This is a genomic window from Rhodanobacter sp. G1 (genome assembly GCF_055397855.1).
Map to the genome: position 1 here is coordinate 1,409,101 of NZ_AP039674.1, position 22,839 is coordinate 1,431,939.

Annotated in this window: 6 protein-coding genes; 2 read left to right on the plus strand and 4 right to left on the minus strand. The window is 68.5% G+C overall.

Annotation, left to right across the window (positions count from 1 at the left end):
• Positions 1 to 3: 3 nt before the first annotated feature.
• Together ACZ5Z2_RS06400 and ACZ5Z2_RS06405 are read left to right on the plus strand one after the other, a co-directional pair.
• Positions 4 to 12,138, plus strand: a complete 12,135-nt coding sequence (locus tag ACZ5Z2_RS06400) for a filamentous hemagglutinin N-terminal domain-containing protein (RefSeq protein ID WP_464761118.1) — start codon at positions 4 to 6, stop codon at positions 12,136 to 12,138.
• Positions 12,131 to 13,258 carry a hypothetical protein gene (locus ACZ5Z2_RS06405; protein WP_464761119.1) on the plus strand — a complete coding sequence of 376 codons (1,128 nt, stop codon included), beginning with the start codon at positions 12,131 to 12,133 and terminating at the stop codon, positions 13,256 to 13,258. Before ACZ5Z2_RS06400 ends, ACZ5Z2_RS06405 begins: the two co-directional genes overlap by 8 nt.
• A 16-nt stretch (positions 13,259 to 13,274) precedes the next feature.
• On the opposite strand, the gene ACZ5Z2_RS06410 is transcribed toward ACZ5Z2_RS06405, so the two are convergent.
• The 4 genes from ACZ5Z2_RS06410 to ACZ5Z2_RS06425 form a co-directional block, all read right to left on the minus strand.
• A complete protein-coding gene (locus ACZ5Z2_RS06410) occupies positions 13,275 to 15,728 on the minus strand; it encodes a PAS domain-containing sensor histidine kinase (protein ID WP_464761120.1) in 2,454 nt (817 codons plus the stop codon).
• A 168-nt stretch (positions 15,729 to 15,896) separates the two neighbouring features.
• The gene (locus ACZ5Z2_RS06415) at positions 15,897 to 18,116 is read right to left on the minus strand and encodes a bifunctional diguanylate cyclase/phosphodiesterase (protein ID WP_464761121.1); all 2,220 of its coding nucleotides are present in this window, start codon (positions 18,114 to 18,116) and stop codon (positions 15,897 to 15,899) included.
• Between the two features lie 82 nt (positions 18,117 to 18,198).
• Positions 18,199 to 19,242 (minus strand): type VI secretion system protein TssA, encoded by a 1,044-nt coding sequence (gene tssA / locus ACZ5Z2_RS06420; protein ID WP_464761122.1) that lies wholly within the window; start codon positions 19,240 to 19,242, stop codon positions 18,199 to 18,201.
• Between the two features lie 107 nt (positions 19,243 to 19,349).
• The gene (locus tag ACZ5Z2_RS06425; protein ID WP_464761123.1) at positions 19,350 to 22,721 is read right to left on the minus strand and encodes an autotransporter outer membrane beta-barrel domain-containing protein; all 3,372 of its coding nucleotides are present in this window, start codon (positions 22,719 to 22,721) and stop codon (positions 19,350 to 19,352) included.
• Positions 22,722 to 22,839 lie beyond the last annotated feature (118 nt).

Sequence of the window (22,839 nt, forward strand, 5' to 3'; positions counted from 1 at the left end):
ACCATGAACACGATTTTCCGCACCACCCAGCGCGCGTCCCGTCGGCCGGCGAAGGACTTGCCGCAGCTGCGGCAGCAGCGGCTGGCGCTGAGCCTGGCGCTGGCGCTCGGTTCGATGGCGTTCTGCGGCGGCGCGCTGGCCGCGGCCGCCGGCGGCGTGGCGGCTACCACCATGCCGGTGGGCGGCGTGATAGTGGGCGGCGTAGGTTCGATCACGCAGAGCGGCGCCAGCACCGTGGTCAACCAGCAGTCCGCGCTGCTGGCGTTGAACTGGCAGAGCTTCAACCTGGGCAAGGATGCCTCGGTGCTGTTCAACCAGCCCTCGCACAGCGCGATCGCGCTCAACCGCATCTTCGACCAGAACCCCAGCCAGATCTTTGGCCACATCAATTCCAACGGCCAGGTGTTCCTGATCAACACCCACGGCATCATCTTCGGCAGCAGCGCGCAGCTGAACGTGGGCGGCCTGGTGGCGAGCACGCTGGATCTCACGCCCGACGATTTCCTCTCCAACCATTTCAACCTCGACGCCCACGGCGGCAGCGCCGGCATCGTCAACCACGGCACCATCGAAGCCGCCAGCGGCGGTTCGGTGAACCTGATCGGCGGCAAGGTGGAAAACGACGGCCTGATCGTTGCCAACCTTGGCAGCATCAACCTCGACGGCGCGGACAAGGCCGTGCTGGATTTCGACGGCGACGGCCTGGTGGGCGTGCAGATCACCGGTGCCCTGCAGCGGCGGCTTTCCGCCGACGAAGCCGCGGTGGCGAACAAGGGCACGCTGCAGGCCGAAGGCGGTACCGTGGTGCTGCAGGCTTCCGCCGCGGAAGACCTGTTCACCAACCTCGTGAACAACAGCGGCGTCATCGATGCCCATGGCATCAGTACCGATGGCGGCGTGGTGCGGCTGATCGGCGCGGGCGGAAACACCGTCGACAGCGGCAGTATCGACGCCAGCGGCGTGCACGGCGGCAGCGTGCAGGTGCTGTCTGATCAGGAAGTGAACGTCAGCGGCAGCGTGGATGCTTCCGGTGCACTCGGCGGTGGCAGTATTCGGGTGGGTGGTGGCTGGCATGGCGGGGAGGGACTGACCACGGCGCAGGTCACCTATGTGGGTGCGAATGCCGTGCTTGATGCCGATGCAACGCAATCGGGCCAAGGCGGATCAGTTGTGGTCTGGTCCGACAGGGCGACCGGTTTTTTCGGAAACATATCGGCGCGTGGCGGAGCAGGGGAGGGTGATGGCGGCCAAGCGGAAGTTTCGAGCCATGGCTACCTGCAGTTTGACGGCAACGCCGACCTGCGCGCCGACACCGGTCATTGGGGCACGCTGTTGCTCGATCCGGGCGATGTCACCATCAGTACTTCGGCAGATTCAGGCAACGCTTTTGGTGCCGGTGGCGTTTTCAATGAAGGGGCAGCCGACCCCAATTCAAATATCAAGGTCAGTACGCTGCTGAATCAATTGAACAGCAGCAACGTCGATATCACCGCGGCTGGAAATATTGACGTCCAGAAAGCCATCACCTACACGGGTAGCGTCAACCGCACACTGACATTGGATGCCGGTGGTACTTTGTCGTTCGACAACGGTGCCGTTGTCTCGGCCACGGGTACCGGCTCGCTCAGTGGTGTTCTTACCGGCACGGGCGGTGTGACGTTCGCTACTGGCTCTGGCTTTGCCGCCAATGGCGGGAGCCTTTCGATCGATTCTGGCACCAGCATCACAGTGGATGGTGCTCTTTCCGGGCTGAGTGGAATTGCATTCTCGGGTGTGGGCCCAACTGGTGCGGGATCCATCTCTGGCAGCGGTGCGATCACGGGGCTGAGCACCACGACATTCGCCCTGACAGGCCCAACCGCGGGTACGGCTGGCGGCATCGGTTTCAGTGGATTCACTTCGGCTGATGCGACAACGGTCACGGGGGCGCCCAGCTTCGACGTGTCCACCAAGGTCGCCAACGGGATCACTTTCGCCGATGTGACCAACGTTGCGGGCAGCAGTGCCAGCGCGACGCTCACGGGCAGTGGCCAGACCTACACGCTGGACAACAGCACGGCGGACAAAGGCAGCAGCGGTAGCGTGAGCTGGACGTCGTTCGGAAACATCGATGACACGACGGGCACGGTGAGCTTCGGTACGGGCGGCAGCGTAACGGGCAACGTGACGGCGGCGACGCTGAACTACAGCAGCTACAGCAGTGCAGTGAGTTTCGGCCTGGGTGGCACGAGCACGGGGATCGGCGGCACGTGGAGCGGCGTGACGTCGGTGACGGGCAGCAGTGCCAGCAACACGATCACGGGGGCCAACCAGACCTACACGCTGACGGGTGCGAATGCGGGTGGCAACGGCACGGTGAACTGGACGTCGTTCGGGAGCATTGCGGACAGCGGCACCGGCACGCTGAAGGGTGCCGGTCAGACCTACACGCTGAGCGGCAGCAATGCCGGCACAGTCAGCACGTGGCTGACGGGCAGTTTCAGCGGCATCGGCAACGTGGTGGACACGACGGGCACGGTGGATCTCGGCACGGGCGGCATCCTGACGGGCAACGTGACGGCGAGCGTGGTGAACTTCGGCACGAACGGCACGGTGGGCGGGAACGTGACGGCGCCGACGCTGGACTACAGCGGCTACGGCAGCGCAGTGAGTTTCGGCTTGGGCGGTACGACGACCGGTGTGGGTGGCACGTGGAGCGGCGTGACGTCGGTGACGGGCAGCGGCCACAGCGACACGCTGACGGGCAGCGGACAGACGTACACGCTGACCGGCGCGAACGCGGGCGGCAACGGCACGGTGAACTGGACGTCGTTCGAGAACATTGCCGATACGACGGGAACGGTCGCCTTCGGCTCGGGCAGCAGCCTCAGCGGAAGTGTGACGGCGAAGGCACTGGACTACAGCGGCTACGGCAGTGCAGTGAGTTTCGGCCTGGGCGGCACGACGACCGGTGTGGGTGGAACGTGGAGCGGCGTGACGTCGGTGACAGGCAGCAGTGCCAGCAACACGATCACGGGGGCCAACCAGACCTACACGCTGACGGGTGCGAATGCGGGTGGCAACGGCACGGTGAACTGGACGTCGTTCGGGAGCATTGCGGACAGCGGCACCGGCACGCTGAAGGGTAGCGGTCAGACCTACACGCTGAGCGGCAGCAATGCCGGCACAGTCAGCACGTGGCTGACGGGCAGTTTCAGCGGCATCGGCAACGTGGTGGACACGACGGGCACGGTGGATCTCGGCACGGGCGGCATCCTGACGGGCAACGTGACGGCGAGCGTGGTGAACTTCGGCACGAACGGCACGGTGGGCGGGAACGTGACGGCGCCGACGCTGGACTACAGCGGCTACGGCAGCGCAGTGAGTTTCGGCTTGGGCGGTACGACGACCGGTGTGGGTGGCACGTGGAGCGGCGTGACGTCGGTGACGGGCAGCGGCCACAGCGACACGCTGACGGGCAGCGGACAGACGTACACGCTGACCGGCGCGAACGCGGGCGGCAACGGCACGGTGAACTGGACGTCGTTCGAGAACATTGCCGATACGACGGGAACGGTCGCCTTCGGTTCGGGCAGCAGCCTCAGCGGAAGTGTGACGGCGAAGGCACTGGACTACAGCGGCTACGGCAGTGCAGTGAGTTTCGGCCTGGGCGGCACGACGACCGGTGTGGGTGGCACGTGGAGCGGCGTGACGTCGGTGACGGGCAGCAGTGCCAGCAACACGATCACGGGGGCCAATCAGACCTACACGCTGACGGGTGCGAATGCGGGCGGCAACGGCACGGTGAACTGGACGTCGTTCGGGAGCATTGCGGACAGCGGCACCGGCACGCTGAAGGGTGCCGGTCAGACCTACACGCTGAGCGGCAGCAATGCCGGCACAGTCAGCACGTGGCTGACGGGCAGTTTCAGCGGCATCGGCAATGTGGTGGACACGACGGGCACGGTGGATCTCGGCACGGGCGGCATCCTGACGGGCAACGTGACGGCGAGCGTGGTGAACTTCGGCACGAACGGCACGGTGGGCGGGAACGTGACGGCGCCGACGCTGGACTACAGCAGCTACGGCAGTGCAGTGAGTTTCGGCCTGGGCGGCACGACGACCGGTGTGGGTGGCACGTGGAGCGGCGTGACGTCGGTGACAGGCAGCAGTGCCAGCAACACGATCACGGGGGCCAACCAGACCTACACGCTGACGGGAGCGAACGCGGGTGGCAACGGCACGGTGAGCTGGACGTCGTTCGGGAGCATTGCGGACAGCGGCACCGGCACGCTGAAGGGTGCCGGTCAGACCTACACGCTGAGCGGCAGCAATGCCGGCACAGTCAGCACGTGGCTGACGGGCAGTTTCAGCGGCATCGGCAACGTGGTGGACACGACGGGCACGGTGGATCTCGGCACGGGCGGCATCCTGACGGGCAACGTGACGGCGAGCGTGGTGAACTTCGGCACGAACGGCACGGTGGGCGGGAACGTGACGGCGCCGACGCTGGACTACAGCGGCTACGGCAGCGCAGTGAGTTTCGGCTTGGGCGGTACGACGACCGGTGTGGGTGGCACGTGGAGCGGCGTGACGTCGGTGACGGGCAGCGGCCACAGCGACACGCTGACGGGCAGCGGACAGACGTACACGCTGACCGGCGCGAACGCGGGCGGCAACGGCACGGTGAACTGGACGTCGTTCGAGAACATTGCCGATACGACGGGAACGGTCGCCTTCGGCTCGGGCAGCAGCCTCAGCGGAAGTGTGACGGCGAAGGCACTGGACTACAGCGGCTACGGCAGTGCAGTGAGTTTCAGCCTGGGCGGCACGACGACCGGTGTGGGTGGAACGTGGAGCGGCGTGACGTCGGTGACGGGCAGCAGTGCCAGCAACACGATCACGGGGGCCAACCAGACCTACACGCTGACGGGAGCGAATGCGGGTGGCAACGGCACGGTGAGCTGGACGTCGTTCGGGAGCATTGCGGACAGCGGCACCGGCACGCTGAAGGGTAGCGGTCAGACCTACACGCTGAGCGGCAGCAATGCCGGCACGGTCAGCACGTGGCTGACGGGCAGTTTCAGCGGCATCGGCAACGTGGTGGACACGACGGGCACGGTGGATCTCGGCACGGGCGGCATCCTGACGGGCAACGTGACGGCGAGCGTGGTGAACTTCGGTACGAACGGCACGGTGGGCGGCAACGTGACGGCGCCGACGCTGGACTACAGCGGCTACGGCAGCGCAGTGAGTTTCGGCCTGGGCGGCACGACGACCGGTGTGGGTGGCACGTGGAGCGGCGTGACGTCGGTGACGGGCAGCAGTGCCAGCAACACGATCACGGGGGCCAACCAGACCTACACGCTGACGGGAGCGAACGCGGGTGGCAACGGCACGGTGAACTGGACGTCGTTCGGGAGCATTGCGGACAGCGGCACCGGCACGCTGAAGGGTAGCGGTCAGACCTACACGCTGAGCGGCAGCAATGCCGGCACGGTCAGCACGTGGCTGACGGGCAGTTTCAGCGGCATCGGCAATGTGGTGGACACGACGGGCACGGTGGATCTCGGCACGGGCGGCATCCTGACGGGCAACGTGACGGCGAGCGTGGTGAACTTCGGCACGAACGGCACGGTGGGCGGCAACGTGACGGCGCCGACGCTGGACTACAGCAGCTACGGCAGCGCAGTGAGTTTCGGCTTGGGCGGCACGACGACCGGTGTGGGTGGCACGTGGAGCGGCGTGACGTCGGTGACGGGCAGCAGTGCCAGCAACACGATCACGGGGGCCAACCAGACCTACACGCTGACGGGAGCGAATGCGGGTGGCAACGGCACGGTGAGCTGGACGTCGTTCGGGAGCATTGCGGACAGCGGCACCGGCACGCTGAAGGGTGCCGGTCAGACCTACACGCTGAGCGGCAGCAATGCCGGCACAGTCAGCACGTGGCTGACGGGCAGTTTCAGCGGCATCGGCAATGTGGTGGACACGACGGGCACGGTGGATCTCGGTACGGGCGGCATCCTGACGGGCAACGTGACGGCGAGCGTGGTGAACTTCGGCACGAACGGCACGGTGGGCGGCAACGTGACGGCGCCGATGCTGGACTACAGCGGCTACGGCAGCGCAGTGAGTTTCGGCCTGGGCGGCACGACGACCGGTGTGGGTGGAACGTGGAGCGGCGTGACGTCGGTGACGGGCAGCGGCCACAGCGACACGCTGACGGGCAGCGGGCAGACGTACACGCTGACCGGCGCGAACGCGGGTGGCAACGGCACGGTGAACTGGACGTCGTTCGAGAACGTGAGCGACGCGACGGGCACGGTGAACTTCGGCGCCGGCGGCAGCCTGAGCGGGAACGTGACGGCACAGTCGCTGGACTACAGCGGCTACGGCAGCGCGGTGAACTTCGACCTGTCGGATGGCAGCGGGACGAGCACGGGGATTGGCGGCACGTGGAGTGGCGTGACGTCGGTGACAGGTAGCGGCCACAGCGACACGCTGACGGGCAGTGGGCAGACGTACACGCTGACCGGCGCGAACGCGGGCGGCAACGGCACGGTGAACTGGACGTCGTTCGAGAACGTGAGCGACGCGACGGGCGCGGTGAACTTCGGCACCGGCGGCAGCCTGAGCGGGAACGTGACGGCGCAGTCGCTGGACTACAGCGGCTACGGCAGCGCGGTGACGTTCGACCTGTCGGACGGCAGCGGCACGAGCACGGGGATCGGCGGCACGTGGAGCGGTGTGACGTCGGTGACGGGCAGCGGCCACAGCGACACGCTGACGGGCAGCGGACAGACGTACACGCTGACCGGCGCGAACGCGGGCGGCAACGGCACGGTGAGCTGGACGTCGTTCGAGAACGTGAGTGACGCGACAGGCGCGGTGAGCTTTGGCACCGGCGGCAGCCTGAGCGGGAACGTGACGGCGCAGTCGCTGGACTACAGCGGCTACGGCAGCGCGGTGACGTTCGACCTGTCGGACGGCAGCGGCACGAGCACGGGGATCGGCGGCACGTGGAGCGGTGTGACGTCGGTGACGGGCAGCGGCCACAGCGACACGCTGACGGGCAGCGGACAGACGTACACGCTGACCGGCGCGAACGCGGGCGGCAACGGCACGGTGAGCTGGACGTCGTTCGAGAACGTGAGTGACGCGACAGGCGCGGTGAGCTTTGGCACCGGCGGCAGCCTGAGCGGGAACGTGACGGCACAGTCGCTGGACTACAGCGGCTACGGCAGCGCGGTGAACTTCGACCTGTCGGACGGCAGCGGCACGAGCACGGGCATTGGTGGCACGTGGAGCGGTGTGACATCGGTGACGGGCAGCGGCCACAGCGACACGCTGACGGGCAGCGGGCAGACGTACACGCTGACCGGCGCGAACGCGGGCGGCAACGGTACGGTGAACTGGACGTCGTTCGAGAACATTGCCGATACGACGGGAACGGTCGCCTTCGGTTCGGGCAGCAGCCTCAGCGGAAGTGTGACGGCGAAGGCACTGGACTACAGCGGCTACGGCAGCGCGGTGAACTTCGACCTGTCGGACGGCAGCGGCACGAGCACGGGGATCGGCGGCACGTGGAGTGGTGTGACGTCGGTGACGGGCAGCGGCCACAGCGACACGCTGACGGGCAGCGGGCAGACGTACACGCTGACCGGCGCGAACGCGGGTGGCAACGGCACGGTGAACTGGACGTCGTTCGAGAACGTGAGCGACGCGACGGGCACGGTGAACTTCGGCGCCGGCGGCAGCCTGAGCGGGAACGTGACGGCACAGTCGCTGGACTACAGCGGCTACGGCAGCGCGGTGAACTTCGACCTGTCGGATGGCAGCGGGACGAGCACGGGGATTGGCGGCACGTGGAGTGGCGTGACGTCGGTGACAGGTAGCGGCCACAGCGACACGCTGACGGGCAGCGGGCAGACGTACACGCTGACCGGCGCGAACGCGGGCGGCAACGGCACGGTGAACTGGACGTCGTTCGAGAACGTGAGCGACGCGACGGGCACGGTGAACTTCGGCGCTGGCGGTAGCCTGACGGGCAACGTGACGGCGCATGCGCTGGACTACAGCGGCTACGGCAGCGCGGTGACGTTCGACCTGTCGGACGGCAGCGGCACGAGCACGGGCATTGGTGGCACGTGGAGCGGTGTGACGTCGGTGACGGGCAGCGGCCACAGCGACACGCTGACGGGCAGCGGGCAGACGTACACGCTGACCGGCGCGAACGCGGGTGGTAACGGCACGGTGAACTGGACGTCGTTCGAGAACGTGAGCGACGCGACGGGCACGGTGAACTTCGGCACCGGCGGCAGCCTGAGTGGGAACGTGACGGCGCAGTCGCTGGACTACAGCGGTTACGGCAGCGCGGTGACGTTCGACCTGTCGGATGGCAGCGGGACGAGCACGGGGATCGGCGGCACGTGGAGCGGTGTGACGTCGGTGACGGGCAGCGGCCACAGCGACACGCTGACGGGTAGCGGGCAGACGTACACGCTGACCGGCGCGAACGCGGGCGGCAACGGCACGGTGAACTGGACGTCGTTCGAGAACATCGCCGACAGCGGCGTGGGCACGATCCAGGCTGCCAACCAGACATGGGCGCTGACCGGTCACAACCAGGGTACGGTGACTGATCTTTCCGGTTCGTTTTCGGGTATCGGCAATCTCACCGATACGGGAAGTGGAACCTTCCTGATGCATCAGGGAGCCGATGGCGACCTGTCCGGCAATCTCGTGGCGGGCACCGATGGCACGTTGAATTACACCGGTTACACCACGCCGGTGAATGTGAACCTGTCGGGCGCCGGCACGACAGGCGTGGGTGGCAGCTCCTCGGGCGTGGGCGCGATCATCGCCGACAGCAACCTCAGTGTCAGCGGTACATCCGGTACGTCGCTTGACATCGCCACCTCCGGTACCGGGGTCACGACCACCCTTGGTTCGCTTGCGGTGGGATCGAATCTGACGATCAACGCAAGCGGAGCGGTTTCGCAGAATGGCAGCGGAATCACGGTCGGCGGCGCGACGGTCATCGACGTCGGCAGTGGTGCGATCGCCCTGACCAATTCCGCCAACGATTTCGTGGGAGCGGTGACCGTTTCCGGGCAAGGCATTGCCCTGGCCGACAAGAACGACCTCACGGTGGCCTCGCTCACCGACAGCGCCAACGGTGCGGTGAGCCTGATCGCCGACGGCACGCTCTCCTTGTCGGCGACAACGGTCGACGCCGGCAGCGGCGATGTCACGCTGGCATCCAACGGAGGTGCGCTGGCGACGGCGGGGGCCATCTCGGGCGGCGACGTTTCGCTGGCCGGCTACAGTGACCTGACCCTCGGCGGCCCTGTCGCTGCCGCGGGCACGTTGAGCCTGACCAGCAGCCATGGCGCGATCAGCCAGTCGGCCGGAACCATCGTTGCCGGCGTGCTGACCGGCAGTTCGATGGGCAGCACCGCACTGAACGGCGCGAATGCCGTCGGCACGCTGGGCAGTTTCACCGCGAACGGCTTCAGCTTGACCAATGCGCAGGCGCTGGCGGTAACTGGCACGGTGGATGGTGGCGCCAACGGAACCCGGCTGACGACCAGCACGGGCAATCTGACGATCAACGGCACCGTGGGCAACACCGGCGGCGTCACCACGCTGAAGAGCGCCGGTTCCATTGGCGAAGGCACGACCGGCGTAGTGAACGCCTCCACGTTGACCGGCAGTTCGGCAGGCAGCACGGCGCTGAACGGCGCGAATGCCGTCGGCACGCTGGGCAGCTTCACCGCCAACGGCTTCAGCTTGACCAATACGAAGGCGCTGACGGTCACCGGTTCGGTGGATGGGGGTACGGGTGGCACGTCGCTGACCACCAGCGCGGGCGATCTGACGATCGATGGCGCTGTGGGCAACACGGGCGGCACGACCACGCTGGCGAGCGCCGGCGCCATCGCCGAAGGCGCGAACGGCGTGGTGGATGCAGCCACGCTGATCGGCAACGCGGTGGGCAGCGTTGCGCTGGGCAACGCCAACGGCATCGCGAACCTGGGCAACTTCACCGCCAACGGGTTCAGCCTGACCGACGCACAGGCACTCACGGTGAGCGGCACGGTGGATGGTGGCGCCGGCGGCACCACGCTGACCACGAGCAGCGGCGGCTTGACGGTGAACGGCTCCGTGGGCGGCACGGGCGTCGGTCTGGACAGCGCCGGCGACCTGGCCATCAACGGTGGCCTGAACAGCGGCAGCGGCGCCGCCACGCTGGCCAGCGGCGGCGCGATCAGCGAAGGCAGCGGCGGCGTCATCACCGCCGCCACGCTGACGGGCAGCTCGACCGGCAGCACGGCACTGAACGGCGCGAACCGTGTCGGCACGCTGGGCAACTTCACCGCGAACGGCTTCAGCCTGACGAACGCACAGGTGCTGACCGTGGCCGGCACGATCGACGGCGGCAGCGGCGCCACCAGCATCGCCACCACGGCGGGTGCGCTCACGGTGTACGGCAACGTTTCCGGCGGCTCCGTGGCACTGGGCGGGCAAGCCGGCCTGGGCATCAACGGTGACGTGGACAGCGGCTCCGGCACCACCACGCTCACCTCCGGCAGCACCATCAGCGAAGGCAGCGGCAGCGTCATCACTGCAGGCACGTTGACGGGCAGCTCCAGCGGCGCGACGGTGCTGGGCGGTGCCAACGTCGTTGCGAAGCTTGGCAACTTCACCGCAAACGGTTTCAGCTTCACGAATGCGCGGGCATTGACGGTCAGCGGTGCGGTGAACGGCGGCAACGGCACCACCAGCCTCGCCACCACCGCGGGTGCGCTGACCGTAGCCGGCAGCGTCGCGGGCAGCGCGGTGAACCTGAGCGGCGCCGGCATTGCGATCGACGGCAGCGTGAACAGCGGTAGCGGCACCACTACCCTGAGTTCGACTGGCGACATCGGCGAGAGCGGCAGCGGTGTCGTCACGGCGGGCACGCTGGTCGGCAACGCCTCGGGCTCGGCCACGTTGAACGGCGCTAACCAGATCGGCAACTTGGGCGGGTTCAGCGCGAACGGCATCGGCCTGACGAATGCGCAGGCGCTGACGGTGGCCGGTGCGGTGAACAGCGGCAGCGGCGCGACGAGCCTTGTCACCACGGCGGGTGCGCTGACGGTCAATGGCAATGTCGCCGGCAGCGCCGTGACGCTCAACGGAAACAGCGGCCTGGTGATCGACGCGGGCGTGAACAGCGGCAGCGGCATGACCACGCTGCTCTCGGGCGGCTCGATCAGCGAAGGCAGCAACGGCGTGGTCACGGCCGGCCTGCTGACCGGCCAGTCGACGGGCAGCACCTCGCTGGATCAGCCGAACATGGTCGCCACGCTGGGCAGCTTCACCGCCAACGGCTTCACCCTGCTGAACGGCGAGGCGCTGACGGTCGCGGGCCCCGTCAACGGCGGCAGCGGCATCACGCTGCAGACGACCAGCGGCGGCCTGACGATCGACGGCGCGCTGTCCGCCAAGCTCGTATCGCTGCAGTCCGCCGGTGCCATCGACGGCGGCGCGGGCGGCAGCATCACGGCCGCCACGCTGACCGGCAGCGCGGTCGGCCCGACCGTATTGGGTTCGGCCACGCAGTTCATGGGCAACCACGTCGGCACGCTGGGCGGGTTTGCCTCCACCGCCGGCTTCAGCTTCACCGATGCGCAGACCCTGACGCTGGCTTCGGTGAACGGCAGCGCGTACACCGTGAATGCCGGCACGTCGGCGCTGTACCTGGGCGTGCAGGGCGACCTGCTGCAGCAGGGCACCACCTGGGCCTACGACGGCGGAGGCACCTGGTCGGCGACGGGGCGCCTTGGCACCGCTGCCGCACCGATCTACGTCACCGGCGTGAGCGAGCAGGTGGCGGCGCTGGTGGGCTCGCCGCCGGGCTACTTCTATGCGGTGGATGCGCAGGGCAACCTGCTGCCCGTGGTCGGTGCGCCCAGCGTCAACGTGCCCACCTCGGCGTTGACCGGCCGCGCGCAGAACGGCAACCACGGCGACGCCTACATCGACCCCAGCGTGGTCACCGCGAACTACCGTTCGTTCGGCATCGTGCCGTCCGGCATCCTGCTGCCACCCGACCAGCAGGACTGCCAGCCCGGCCAGCCGGCCTCGGCGAGTTGCCCGGACGATGAGTAAGCCGCGACGGGAAGGCAGCCTGTCCCGCCGGCTGGTTGGCTTCGCGCTGCTGCTGGCCGCGGGTGGATGGGGCGCGTACGCCGCGGCGCAGGACGCCGCGCGTCCCACCGGCGATTACGTGCTGGCGCAGCTCGACACGGCGCAGCATGGGCTCGCGCAGCAGGCGAAGGCGCATCCGGATGCGGCGCTGGGCACGGTCGCGCAGCAGCTCGGCCAGATGGAGGATGCGCTGCGCAAGCAACTGGGCAGCGCGATGAACCAGCCCATCGAGATCATGGACGGCAAGGTCAAGGGGGCGGCGCAGCGCGCGAACGCCGCCGCGCAGCGCACGCAGGCCTACCTCAAGGCCGTCGCCGCGTGCCGCGGCAGCGACGCGCAGGCGCTGGCGGCATCGCTGGCGCTGGCGGTCGACCAGCTCGCCAGGGCGCCGGTCACCGACAAGGCGGCGGCGCCGGTGATCGATGCGGTGGAGACGCCGGAGCAGCAGCCGCTGTTCGTGATCCATCCGGCCGAGCAGCCGCTGGCCTTCGTGGTGCGCGGCACGAACCTGCTCGATCCGCAGTGCGCCAACCCGCAGCTGAGCCTGACCGACGTGCAGGGCCAGCCGCTGACCATGCAACCCGTCATCACCGGCATCACGCCGCAGAGCATCGCGCTCAAGCTGGCGAGCACCGCCGGCCTGAAGCCGGGCGGCTACGTGCTGCACGTGGTGCCGCAGCGCAAGGCTTTCCTGGTGGGTTGCACGAAGCAGCCCGAGGCGGTGGCGACCATGCTGGTGGCGCCTTCGCTGCAGGTCGCCATCGACTACACGCTCACGGCGACTTGCCGCGGGCAGGGCACGCTGACCCTGGGGCACGGCAGCCTGCCGGCCATCGCGCGCCGCGGCGCCAGCGTGTCGCAGGCCATCGACACGGCGTCCTGCGCGAACCCCGAGAGCTACACGATCAGCGCGACCGCGCATCTCGGCGGCAGCGACCAGGTCACGGTCGGCCCGATCACGCAGCCGGCGGACGCAGGAATCACGGTCGGATTGCCGGGCGGTTTGACGCTGAGCTGGGATCCCAGCGTGCACACGTTGTTCGCGCGCAGCGGCGCAGCGGTTTGCCCGGGCGTGGATTGAGGTTCGGGCAACGGCCTCATCGGCCTGTGCCCGCGGGCGCAGCCAGCGGCAGGTGCAGCACGAAGCGGCTGCCTTGCCCCGGCGTGCTGTGCAGCTCGATGCGTCCGCCGAGCAGGCCGGTGACCAGGGTGTAGGTGATGTGCAGGCCCAGCCCCGAGCCGCCCTTGCCGAGCCTGGTGGTGAAGAACGGGTCGAAGACTTTCTGCTGGTTCTGCACCGGAACGCCGACACCGTCGTCGCTGACGGTCAGGCTCAGCCAGCCTGACCCGGCAGGGCCGGCGCGCAGCGCGATGGTGCCGCGTTCGCGTCCTTCGAAGGCATGGACGATGGCGTTGTTGATCAGGTTGATGAGGACTTGCCCGAGCGGGCCGGGGAAGCTGTCCAGCACCAGATCCGGCGGGATCTCCGTCTGCAGCTCGAACGGCGTCTTGCGCAACGCGGGGCGCATGGTCATGGCGATTTCCTGCACCACGTCGTTGAGCGCGTAGGAGCGGCGCTGGTAGCTGGTCTGATCCACCGCGAGCTGCTTGAAGCCGCCGATCAGCTCGGCGGCGCGCGCGAGGTTGCGCTCGATGATGAGCCCGCCTTCCTCCACGTCGCCCAGGTATTCGGTCAGCGCGCTGCGGGTGAGCCCGGTCTCGGCGAGGCTCCGGAAGCGCTTGTGCGCCTGCACCAGGGTCGAGGCCACCGTGACCGCGGTGCCGATGGGAGTGTTGAGCTCGTGCGCCATGCCGGCCACCAGGGCACCGAGGGAGGCCAGCTTTTCGTTTTGCAGCAGCTCGTTCTGGGTCTTGCGCAGGCCGTCGAGCGCCGCGCTGAGTTCGGCGGTGCGCTCGAGCACGCGCTGCTCCAGCATGGCGTTGAGCTCGTGGGTCTTTTCCTCGTGCCGCTTGCGTTCGGTGATGTCGATTTCCAGGCCGTCGAACACCACGTGGCCGTTGTCCGTGTGCCGGGGCGACGAGGTGATCATGATCCAGCGCATGCGGCCGTCGGGCGTCAGGCAGCGGACTTCCATGCTGAAGTCCTTCAGCTGGGCGATGCATTCGCGCTCGCGGGCTTCCAGCGCGGGGCGGTCTTCGGCAACGATCTTTCCGTAGAGCAGCGCGGCATCGTGCAGCGCGGCGTTGGTGGGCAGCCCGTACAGGCGCTGCACGCCGTCGCTCAGGTAGGTGAACCTGCGCAGTTCGCCGGCCTCGCCGCAGTCGAGCTGGAACACCATGGTGTCCGGCAGGTTGTCGCTGATCAGCCGCAGGTGTTCCTGGCTTTCGCGCAGCCGCGCCTGGGCCTGCTTGAGCGAGGTGACGTTGACGTGGGTGCCCAGCGTCCGGCTGGTGGGCCTGTCGTTGGCGTCGCGCAAGGTGCTGCCGCGCGACCAGATCCACACCCATTCGCCGTTGGCGTGCAGCAGGCGGAATTCGGTTTCGTACATGCCCTGCGAACCGCCCGCGAGGTAGGCGGCGAAGCTGCGCGTCGCGCGCTCCCTGTCGTCCGGATGCATCAGCTTCAGCCAGACGTCGCTGATGTCGGGGAAGTCGTCGGGATCGCGGCCCAGCATGCTGAAGTATTCCGGGCTGGTCCATTGGGCGCCGGTGGCGTCGTCCCACTCCCACACGCCGGTATTGGAGACCCGGGCCAGCGCCACGAAACGTTCGCTCTCCTGGCGCAGCGCTTCTTCCGCGCGCTTGCGCTCGGTGATGTCTTGGCAGGCGCCCATCAGGCACAGCGGGCGGCCGTTCGCGTGGCGCTGGGCGACGCGCCCGTTGTCCAGCATCCACACCCAATGCCCGGCCTTGTGGCGTATGCGGATTTCGCAGGTGTAGCTCTCCTGCCTGCCGGCAAGGTGCGCCCTGAAGCCTTCGCGGCGGCGGGCCAGGTCGTCGGGATGGCATAGCCGCGCGAAGTCCCGGCTGCCGATGGGCTGCAGCTCTTCCAGCGCGTAGCCCATGATCTCGGCCAGGCGCCCGTTGATCGTCACCTGGTCGGTTTCCACGTTCCATTCCCAGGTGCCGGCATGCATGGATTCCAGGATGTTGGCCAGGCGCTGGCGCTCGCGCGCCGCATCCGTGGCCAGCCTGCGCATGGGCAAGCCGAAGTGCCGGCTGATGCGCAAAGTCGCCAGGATGCCGGCAGTGGACAACAGCAGCAGGCACAGCAGCGCGATCATGGCGCCCTGGCGATCCGGCAACTGCCGGTAGGCGGAGCCGGGCCGCCCGTTTTCCGCCGGTTGCGGGAGCGTGCCTGTTCGCTGCCGTCCAGCGTGGCCTGCGGCATCGGTCGCGGCGTGGCTGGCCATGGGGGCCGGCCGGGCCTGATCCTGCGCCATGATGCCGCGCACATACCAGGCTCCGGTCAGCAGCGTTGCCAGCATCAGGGAGAAGATCAGCAATCCGAAGACCAGCGCCATCCGGCGGTCGATGTTGGCGAAGCGCTTGTCGTCGGGAGCCTGGGCGGGCGCGGTGGAGCGGGTCATGCGGCGACGCTCGCTTTGCGGCGCCAGGCTGGGCGCCTGGACGCGCGTCCTGCGATGGGTCGCGCCGTGGCGATCCGCGCGGGCGGACGGCTTACGGGAAGAAATGCCGGGGTCATGATCCTGCGATCCATGGCTTGCCTCTGCATGCGGACAAACGTCGGGGCGGGGCTAGCGCGGATTGCCCCGGCCTTGCAGCCACGCGAGGAAGTCCGCCTCGCCCAGCGGCCGCGAGAACAGGTAGCCTTGCCCCTCCTGGCAGCCCGCGGCCAGCAAGGCGTCGCATTGGGCCTGCGTCTCCACGCCTTCGGCGATGGTGGACAGGCGCAGGTGGTCGGCCATGGCGATCACGGTGCGCGCGATCTCGAACGAGCCTTCGCCCACCTGGCTGCCGCTGACGAAGCTGCGGTCGATCTTCAGGTGGTCGAGTTGCAGGCGCTGGATCACGCTCAGCGACGAATAGCCGGTGCCGAAGTCGTCCATCGCGACGCGGATGCCGCGTCCGCGCAGCGCCTGCAGTTTCGCCGTCAGCTTGTCGAGGTTGTCGATGGCCACGGACTCGGTCAGCTCGATCTCCACCTGCGGCCCCTGCAGGCCCGAGTCGTCGAGGATGGCGAGGAATTTCTGCGCGAAATCCGGTTCGGCGAACTGGATGCGCGACACGTTGATCGCCACCCGGAAATCCTCGTCCACGCGGCCGCGCAGGCTCGCGCGCCAGCGCATGGCGGTGCGCGCCACCCATTCGCCCAGCGGGATCATCAGGCCCGACTGCTCGGCGATGGGCACGAACTGGTCGGGCGGGATGAACTGGCCTTCGGCGTTTTTCCAGCGCAGCAGCGCCTCGGCGCCGACGACGCGATTGTCCTGCAGGCGCAGGAAGGGCTGGTAGTGGAGGAACAGGCGATCCTCCGAGAACGACGTGCGCAACCGGTTGAGCATCTGGATGCGGTCGCGCGCGGCGTCGGCCTGCACGGCCTCGAAATACAGCGTCTTGCCGCGCTGGAAGCGTTTGGCCTGCTTGAGCGCGGCGCCCGCGTTCTTCAGTACGGCCACGCCGGGTTGCGGTTCCTCGGGCAGGCGCACCAGGCCGGTGGTGGCGGACAGGCGCATGGGCTCGCCGTTGCTCGTGGCGAACGGCTCGGCGAACACCGCGGCGATGCGTTCCGGCGTGACCTGCCTGGTCGGGCCGTACACGCCGAACAGGTCGCCGCCCAGGCGCGCCACCATGGTTTCCTCGGGGAAGGAGCTGCGCAGCTTGAGCGCGACCGACTGCAGCACGGCGTCGCCGAAGCTGTCGTCGAGGATGCTGTTGATGTCGGCGAAGCCGTCCAGGTCGACCAGCGCGACGGTGGTCGGCTGCGGCCCGCGCCCGTCGATCGCCAGCACCAGCGCGTTGCGGTTGGGCAGGTGCACCAGCGAGTCGTTGAAGGCGAGATCGTTGATGTTGAGGTAGAGCTGCAGGTTCTCGAAGGCCACCGAGATGTTGCTGCAGAAGACTTCGAGCAGCTCCTTTTCGAGCGGCTGCAAGGGGCGCTGCACGTCGACGAAGGCGGCCAGCGCCTGGCCGTCGTAGCCCTGGAAATACAGGCTGGCGCCGTCGCCCAGCGAGTGCCGCCGTCGCAGCAGGGCATGCTGCAGGTTGTCGCGCACCCTCGGCTCGGGGACGTCCTGCAGCGGCAGGCCGATCCAGGTGCTGTAGCCGCCGCCGGCCGCCAGCACGTAGGGCGTGTGTTCGGTGGGATGCATGGCGGCGCACACCAGGCATTGCGCGTCCACGTTGAGCAGGGCGCACAGCTGGGTGACCACGCCGCCGGCGAACTTCTTCAGTCCCACCAGTTTGCCCAGCTCGACGGAGGCCGCGAGGATCTGCTCCAGGCCGTGCCGGCCGGCTTCCATCTGCCGGATCTGCGCATAGGCGCGCACGGCCATGGTCAGGCAGGTGAACAGCCGCACCTGGGTCAGTTCGGACTTGGTGCGGTAGTCGTTGATGTCGTATTGCCGGATGGTGTCGATTTCCGGCGCGTAGCCGGGCTGGCCGGTGCGCAGCACGATGCGCAGCGACTGGTTGTCCAGCGACTCGCGGATCTTCCGTACCAGCTGCAGGCCGGCGTCGTCGCTTTCCATCACCACGTCGACGAAGGCCACGGCAAAGTCGTTGGGCGCTGCCAGCAGTTTCAGCGCCTGCGCCGCGGAGTGGGCGTGGCTGAAGGCGAGGGCGCGCCCTTCCACGTGGATGCCCTTGAGCGCCAGCTTGGTGGCGGCGTGCACGTCGGGTTCGTCGTCGACGATCAGCACGTGCCATGCGCCGCCCGGCGAGGGGTGCGGCGGCGCGTGGCCAAGCCCGGCCGGCTCGTCGGCAAACGAAATCAGCGCGTCGTCGTGATCGGCCATGCCTTTCCCCCCGTGCTCGATGACAACTATCTCGTTGTAGCGGTGTACGGCAAGTCATGGCGCCCGTCCCGGGCTCGGGTTTTTATTCCTCGCTGCTGCCCGAGATGACCTGGAACTCGGACAGGCCGCCCGGCGCCAGATCCTTCATCAGGTCGACGAAGTTCATGCCGACCAGCCGCTGCGCGCGGCGCAGGATGTGCGGCACCGGGCTGGAGGGCTCGCGGCGCTCGTAGTACTCGCAGATTTCGTCCAGCTTCTTGATGACGTCCTGCGGCGTTTCGATGCGCCCGCCCGCGGTGCTGGCGGGAGCGCCACTGCCGGTCGGGGCACCGCCGCCATCCTCGGTGCCGCCCGACGTCTCGCCGTCGCCGGCCGGCGCACGCTTGGCGACCTCGCCGTCGAGGAATTTCTTCAGCTCGAAGATTTCGCCCAGCAGCGGCTTGAGATCCGGCCCGGCGGTGCCGATGCGATCGTTGAATGCGGTGTCGATGGCGCGTGCGTGTTCCATCGCCGCGGCCGTCGCGCTGGCGGCGGCCAGCAGCTGTTCCTCGCCACTATCCAGGCAGCAGGCCTCGATGTCGGTCATGCTCGGCAGGCTGGATTCGTCCTCTACCGCAACTTTCAGCGTGCCGTTGGCGATGCGCAGGTCGCGCAGCGAGAACCGGCCCAGCCGCGGCGACTGCACGAACGGCGTGGCGCGGAAGTAGCCGAGTATTCCCTGCATGTCGACCAGCGGCATCACCGCGTTGACGCGCGCGGTGGGGTCGTTGTCGTCTTCGGCGTCCAGTTGCGGATGCACCGTGTCCCAGAGGTTTTCCAGCAGGCCGCGAACCAGCGCCAGGCCGTCGGCCCAGCCGGCGAGGCCGTGCATGCGCGTCCACGCGGCGGTGAGGTGCACGGCGACGCGCAGGTCGCGGCTGCGGCCGAGCAGGCTCTCGCCCAGGCTGTTCACCTTGTCCCAGTCGGGTTCCTCGGCGGTCTTCACGCTGTCGCCGACCGCGCGTTCGGCCTTGGGCGTGGCGGTGCGTTCGAGGTTCTGGAATTCCGGGTCGTATTCCAGGTCGGGGCCGCTCGGCGCTTCGTCGTCCAGCGGCGTCAGCAGCGATTCCAGGTCGCGGTTGGCCATCGATGTTCCCCCTGTGTGCAAGCCACGGATGGTACATCAGGCACGCCGCATGCAAGCGGTGCGGGGCACGCCGGCGCACGCGCGAGGCGCGCGCCGGCGTGGCTTGCTCAGAACTGCCAGTCGAAGCTGCCGCGGAAGCCGCTGTCCCTCGATTGATGGGCGAACTGGCCATGCCAGGACAGGTCGAGCGCGGCGTGCCTGGCCACCTGCAGGGTGAGGCCGGCATCGGCGGCGAGCGCGTCGCGGGCGATCGGCAGGCCGTCCACCACGAAGGGCGTGCCGCCGGCGAAGGCCATCGTCGCGGCGGTGCCGTTGCGGCCCCAGGCGCGTTGCCAGCCCAGCATGGCATGCGCGCTCACCTGCTGGTTGCCGAGGAACGGGAAGCCCGTCGCCATGCGTGCGCCCAGCGTGCTGTAGCCGACGGAACGTTGCGTGCCGTCGCCCGACAGATCCGCCAGACCGCCGTGTTCCTGGAAGCCGTCCGTATGCAGGCGTACCCATGCGGCCTGCGCGAAGGGTTCCAGCGAGGCGTGCTTGAACGTGAAGCGGTAGCCGGCTTCGCCGAACACCTGCGCGGTGTCGGCGTCGTAGCGGCTCAGCTCGTGCCCCTCCAGCCCCGGTACGGTGATCAGGCGCGTACCGTCCAGCGAGTGCCAGCCGTAGGCGGCGCCGGCGCGCAGGCCGAGGTTGCCGAGCTGGGTGCCGATGTAGGCGCTGAGGTCGAGGTCGCGGCTGGACAGCGACGAACCGCGCGCGGCCGTGTTGATCGAGGTCTGCGTGTAGCCGGCGGCCACGCCCAGGCGCGAATGCTCGCCAAGCGCATGATCCGCGCCGAGCAGCAGGCCGCCGCTGGTGTGCTTGGTCGAAGCGGCGTTGCCGTCGCCGTCGTGCTGGCCCCACTCGCCGACGAACTGCCCCCACCACGCGAGGCCGCCCTTGCCGTCCCGCACGGTCGGGCCGTCCGCCGCCGTTGTGCCTTCGCCTGCCTGGCGCAGGCGGCCAGTGACCGCATCGCGCACGTAGCGGCTGTCTTCCAGCAGCACGCCTTGCGCGGTGGCGTGGATTTCGCCGGAGAGCTGGTCGGCGGCGGCACGGATCGCGGCATCGGTGGGCAGGTTGGCCAGCGCATTGAACACCGTGCTGGCGGAGGTGCCGCCGATTGCCGTGGCCTGCCATGCGGAGGCATGCAGGCCGGAGCCGGTGGGCGTCGCCTGCGGCGACAGGCTCTGCGCGCCGGCCAGCGTGGCCACCTCGTTCGGCGTGCCGCCCACGGCGGTCAGCGGACGGGTCTGCACCACGGTCAGGTAGACGTGGTTGGCGTCGTAGCTGGGCGCGACGCCGAGCACGGCGCTGAGCGCGCCATCGTCGATGAGCTGGTAGTTGCCGCTGAGTCCGTTCTGCGCATCCAGCACGGTGTAGCGCGTGCCGGTGCGGTACAGACCGCCGGAGGCCGAGGACAGGCCGATGCCGGCACCGCTCGCCAGCGTCGCGCTGCCGCCCACTGCGAGCAGGCTGGACACGCCGGCCTGCGCCGGATCGAGCTGTACCAGGTAGGACGCGCCGGCGCGTTGCGTGTAGTCGCCGTCCACGGTCAGCGTCTGGTACTGCCCCGGCCCGTTGCCGGGCGCCACGATGCCGGTGTTGGCCAGGCTGCCGCCGACGCGGCCCTGGCCGATCATCAGGCCGCCGTTGGCCACGTTGCCCAGGATGCTGCCGTTGTCGGCCAGCGTGCCGAGGTTGACGGCGCCGCCGGCCAGCGAACCCTCCACGTCCAGCGCCGCGCCGGCGCCGACGCCGGTGGCGCCGGTGAAGGTGTTGTCGCCCGTGAGCGTTTCGTGGCCGCCGGACACGATCAGCCGGCCGCCGGTGCCGCCGCCGATGCCGCCATCCGCGATCTCGCCGCCGAAGCTGCCGCTGGCATTGGTGAGATCCAGCGTGGTGTCGCCCAGTTGCACGAGGCCGGCGCCGGAGAGCGACTGCACCGTGGTGACCTGCCAGGTGCGCGAGATATCGAAATAGCCGTCCACATGCACGTCGGACGAGGCCGCGATGCTGCCGGGGCCGGCGAGCGCGAGCCAGCCGCCCTTGGCGATGTCGGTGGCACCGGTATAGGTGTTGGTTCCGCTGAGATCGGCGATGCCGCCTTCGGCCACCTGCAGCGGGCTGCTGCCGGAAATCGTGCCGGCCAGGCCCAGCGGGCCCATGTCCGGCGTCACCGTGAAGCCGGTGGCTATGTTGGCGGTGGTGACGTAGAACGGCGTGTAGCCGGTGGCCTGGTTCTGCAGGTCGTACATCACCGCGTTGTGCATGAAGAACGACAGGCCGTAGATCGCCGCGTCGGGGAAGCCGCCGTACGGCCCCAGCGTCACCACGTTGCTGTAGTCGCCCTGGCTGTCGTCGCCGCTGGTCACCGAGGTCGGCAGGCCGGAGATGATCAGGCCGTTGGCGGTGATCGCCAGGCCGGTGGCGGTGAGCGTGATGCCAGGCACCAGGTTGCCATTGGGGTTGAGGTTGCCGGCGGCCTGTTCGGCGCTGGCCAGGCCAAGGTCGCCGTTGTCGATCAGCATGATGTTCGGCGTGCCGGTGTCGAACAGCGTCATCATCGGCGCGCTCACGCTGTTGCCCTTGCTGTCGGTGAGCGTATAGAGGAACGCGGTGTCGAACTGCCACGCCGAGGGCGCGCCCGACAGCGGGAACGGGGTGGTCTGGCCGTCGGTGGGGATCCACGGCGCCACGCTGAGGAACTGCGCGCGCAGCGCAGGCGTGAGGCCTTCGATCAGGCAGGCCTGGGCGCAGTTGCCCGGAGCCTTGCCGGTGCCGTTGGCCTCCACGATGTAGCCGGTCTTGGTAAGCGAGCCGGACACGCCGTTGCCGAAGTCGCCGGCGCCGAAGGTGCCGTAGAAGACGCCTTCCTCGGGCGCTTGGCCCTTGTCGAGGTTCTGCTGCCAGGTGAGATCCTGGTACAGCGTGACGCCGCCTTCGGTGGTGATCGCCGGGCCCAGCGTGTCGCTGCCCGCGCTTTGCGGCGTGACCATCCAGTCGGTGGCCGCGGCCACGGGCAGGCCGCCCGGCGTGGCGTAGCTGGCGGCCTGCGCGCCAGTGGACGAGTCGTAGAACTGCACGCTGGCGACCGTGGTGGAGGTCTGCCAGTAGCCGTAGGTGCCGTTGCCGTACAGGTAGGCGTACGGAGCGCTCTGCGCCACGCCCGGCTGGCTGGGGAACCACGTGGGCGAACCGTGGCCCACGTCGATGTTGAAGGAGTCCGAGCCGGTGTCGAACAGGTATTCCTCGGGCGTGGCGCCGTTGACGCCCACGTTGATGCCCAGGCGATAGCCGTACTGGCCGCCGCCGTAATTCTCCTGGATCAGATCCAGCGGAATGCTGGTGCTGGTGGTTGCGTCGGCGGCGAAGGCCGCATGCATGGGTGCCAGCAGGCAGGCCAATGCCAAAGGCAACGGCCGCAGATTGAACTTGTTCACCAACGATTCTCCCGGTTGTGCTTCGGATTCCGCGTCTTGTCTTCTGCCGTCCAGCCATTCCGCGGCTGGACGGTTGTGTCCATCGGGAGACAGACGGACGAGGGGCGGAAAATGGAAA

Excerpts from the sequence above, each read along its gene's own strand:
- ACZ5Z2_RS06410 (WP_464761120.1), bottom strand. The coding sequence starts at position 15,728 with ATGACCCGCTCCACCGCGCCCGCCCAGGCTCCCGACGACAAGCGCTTC.
- ACZ5Z2_RS06405 (WP_464761119.1), top strand. The coding sequence starts at position 12,131 with ATGAGTAAGCCGCGACGGGAAGGCAGCCTGTCCCGCCGGCTGGTTGGC.
- ACZ5Z2_RS06415 (WP_464761121.1), bottom strand. The coding sequence starts at position 18,116 with ATGGCCGATCACGACGACGCGCTGATTTCGTTTGCCGACGAGCCGGCC.
- ACZ5Z2_RS06400 (WP_464761118.1), top strand. The coding sequence starts at position 4 with ATGAACACGATTTTCCGCACCACCCAGCGCGCGTCCCGTCGGCCGGCG.
- tssA (WP_464761122.1), bottom strand. The coding sequence starts at position 19,242 with ATGGCCAACCGCGACCTGGAATCGCTGCTGACGCCGCTGGACGACGAA.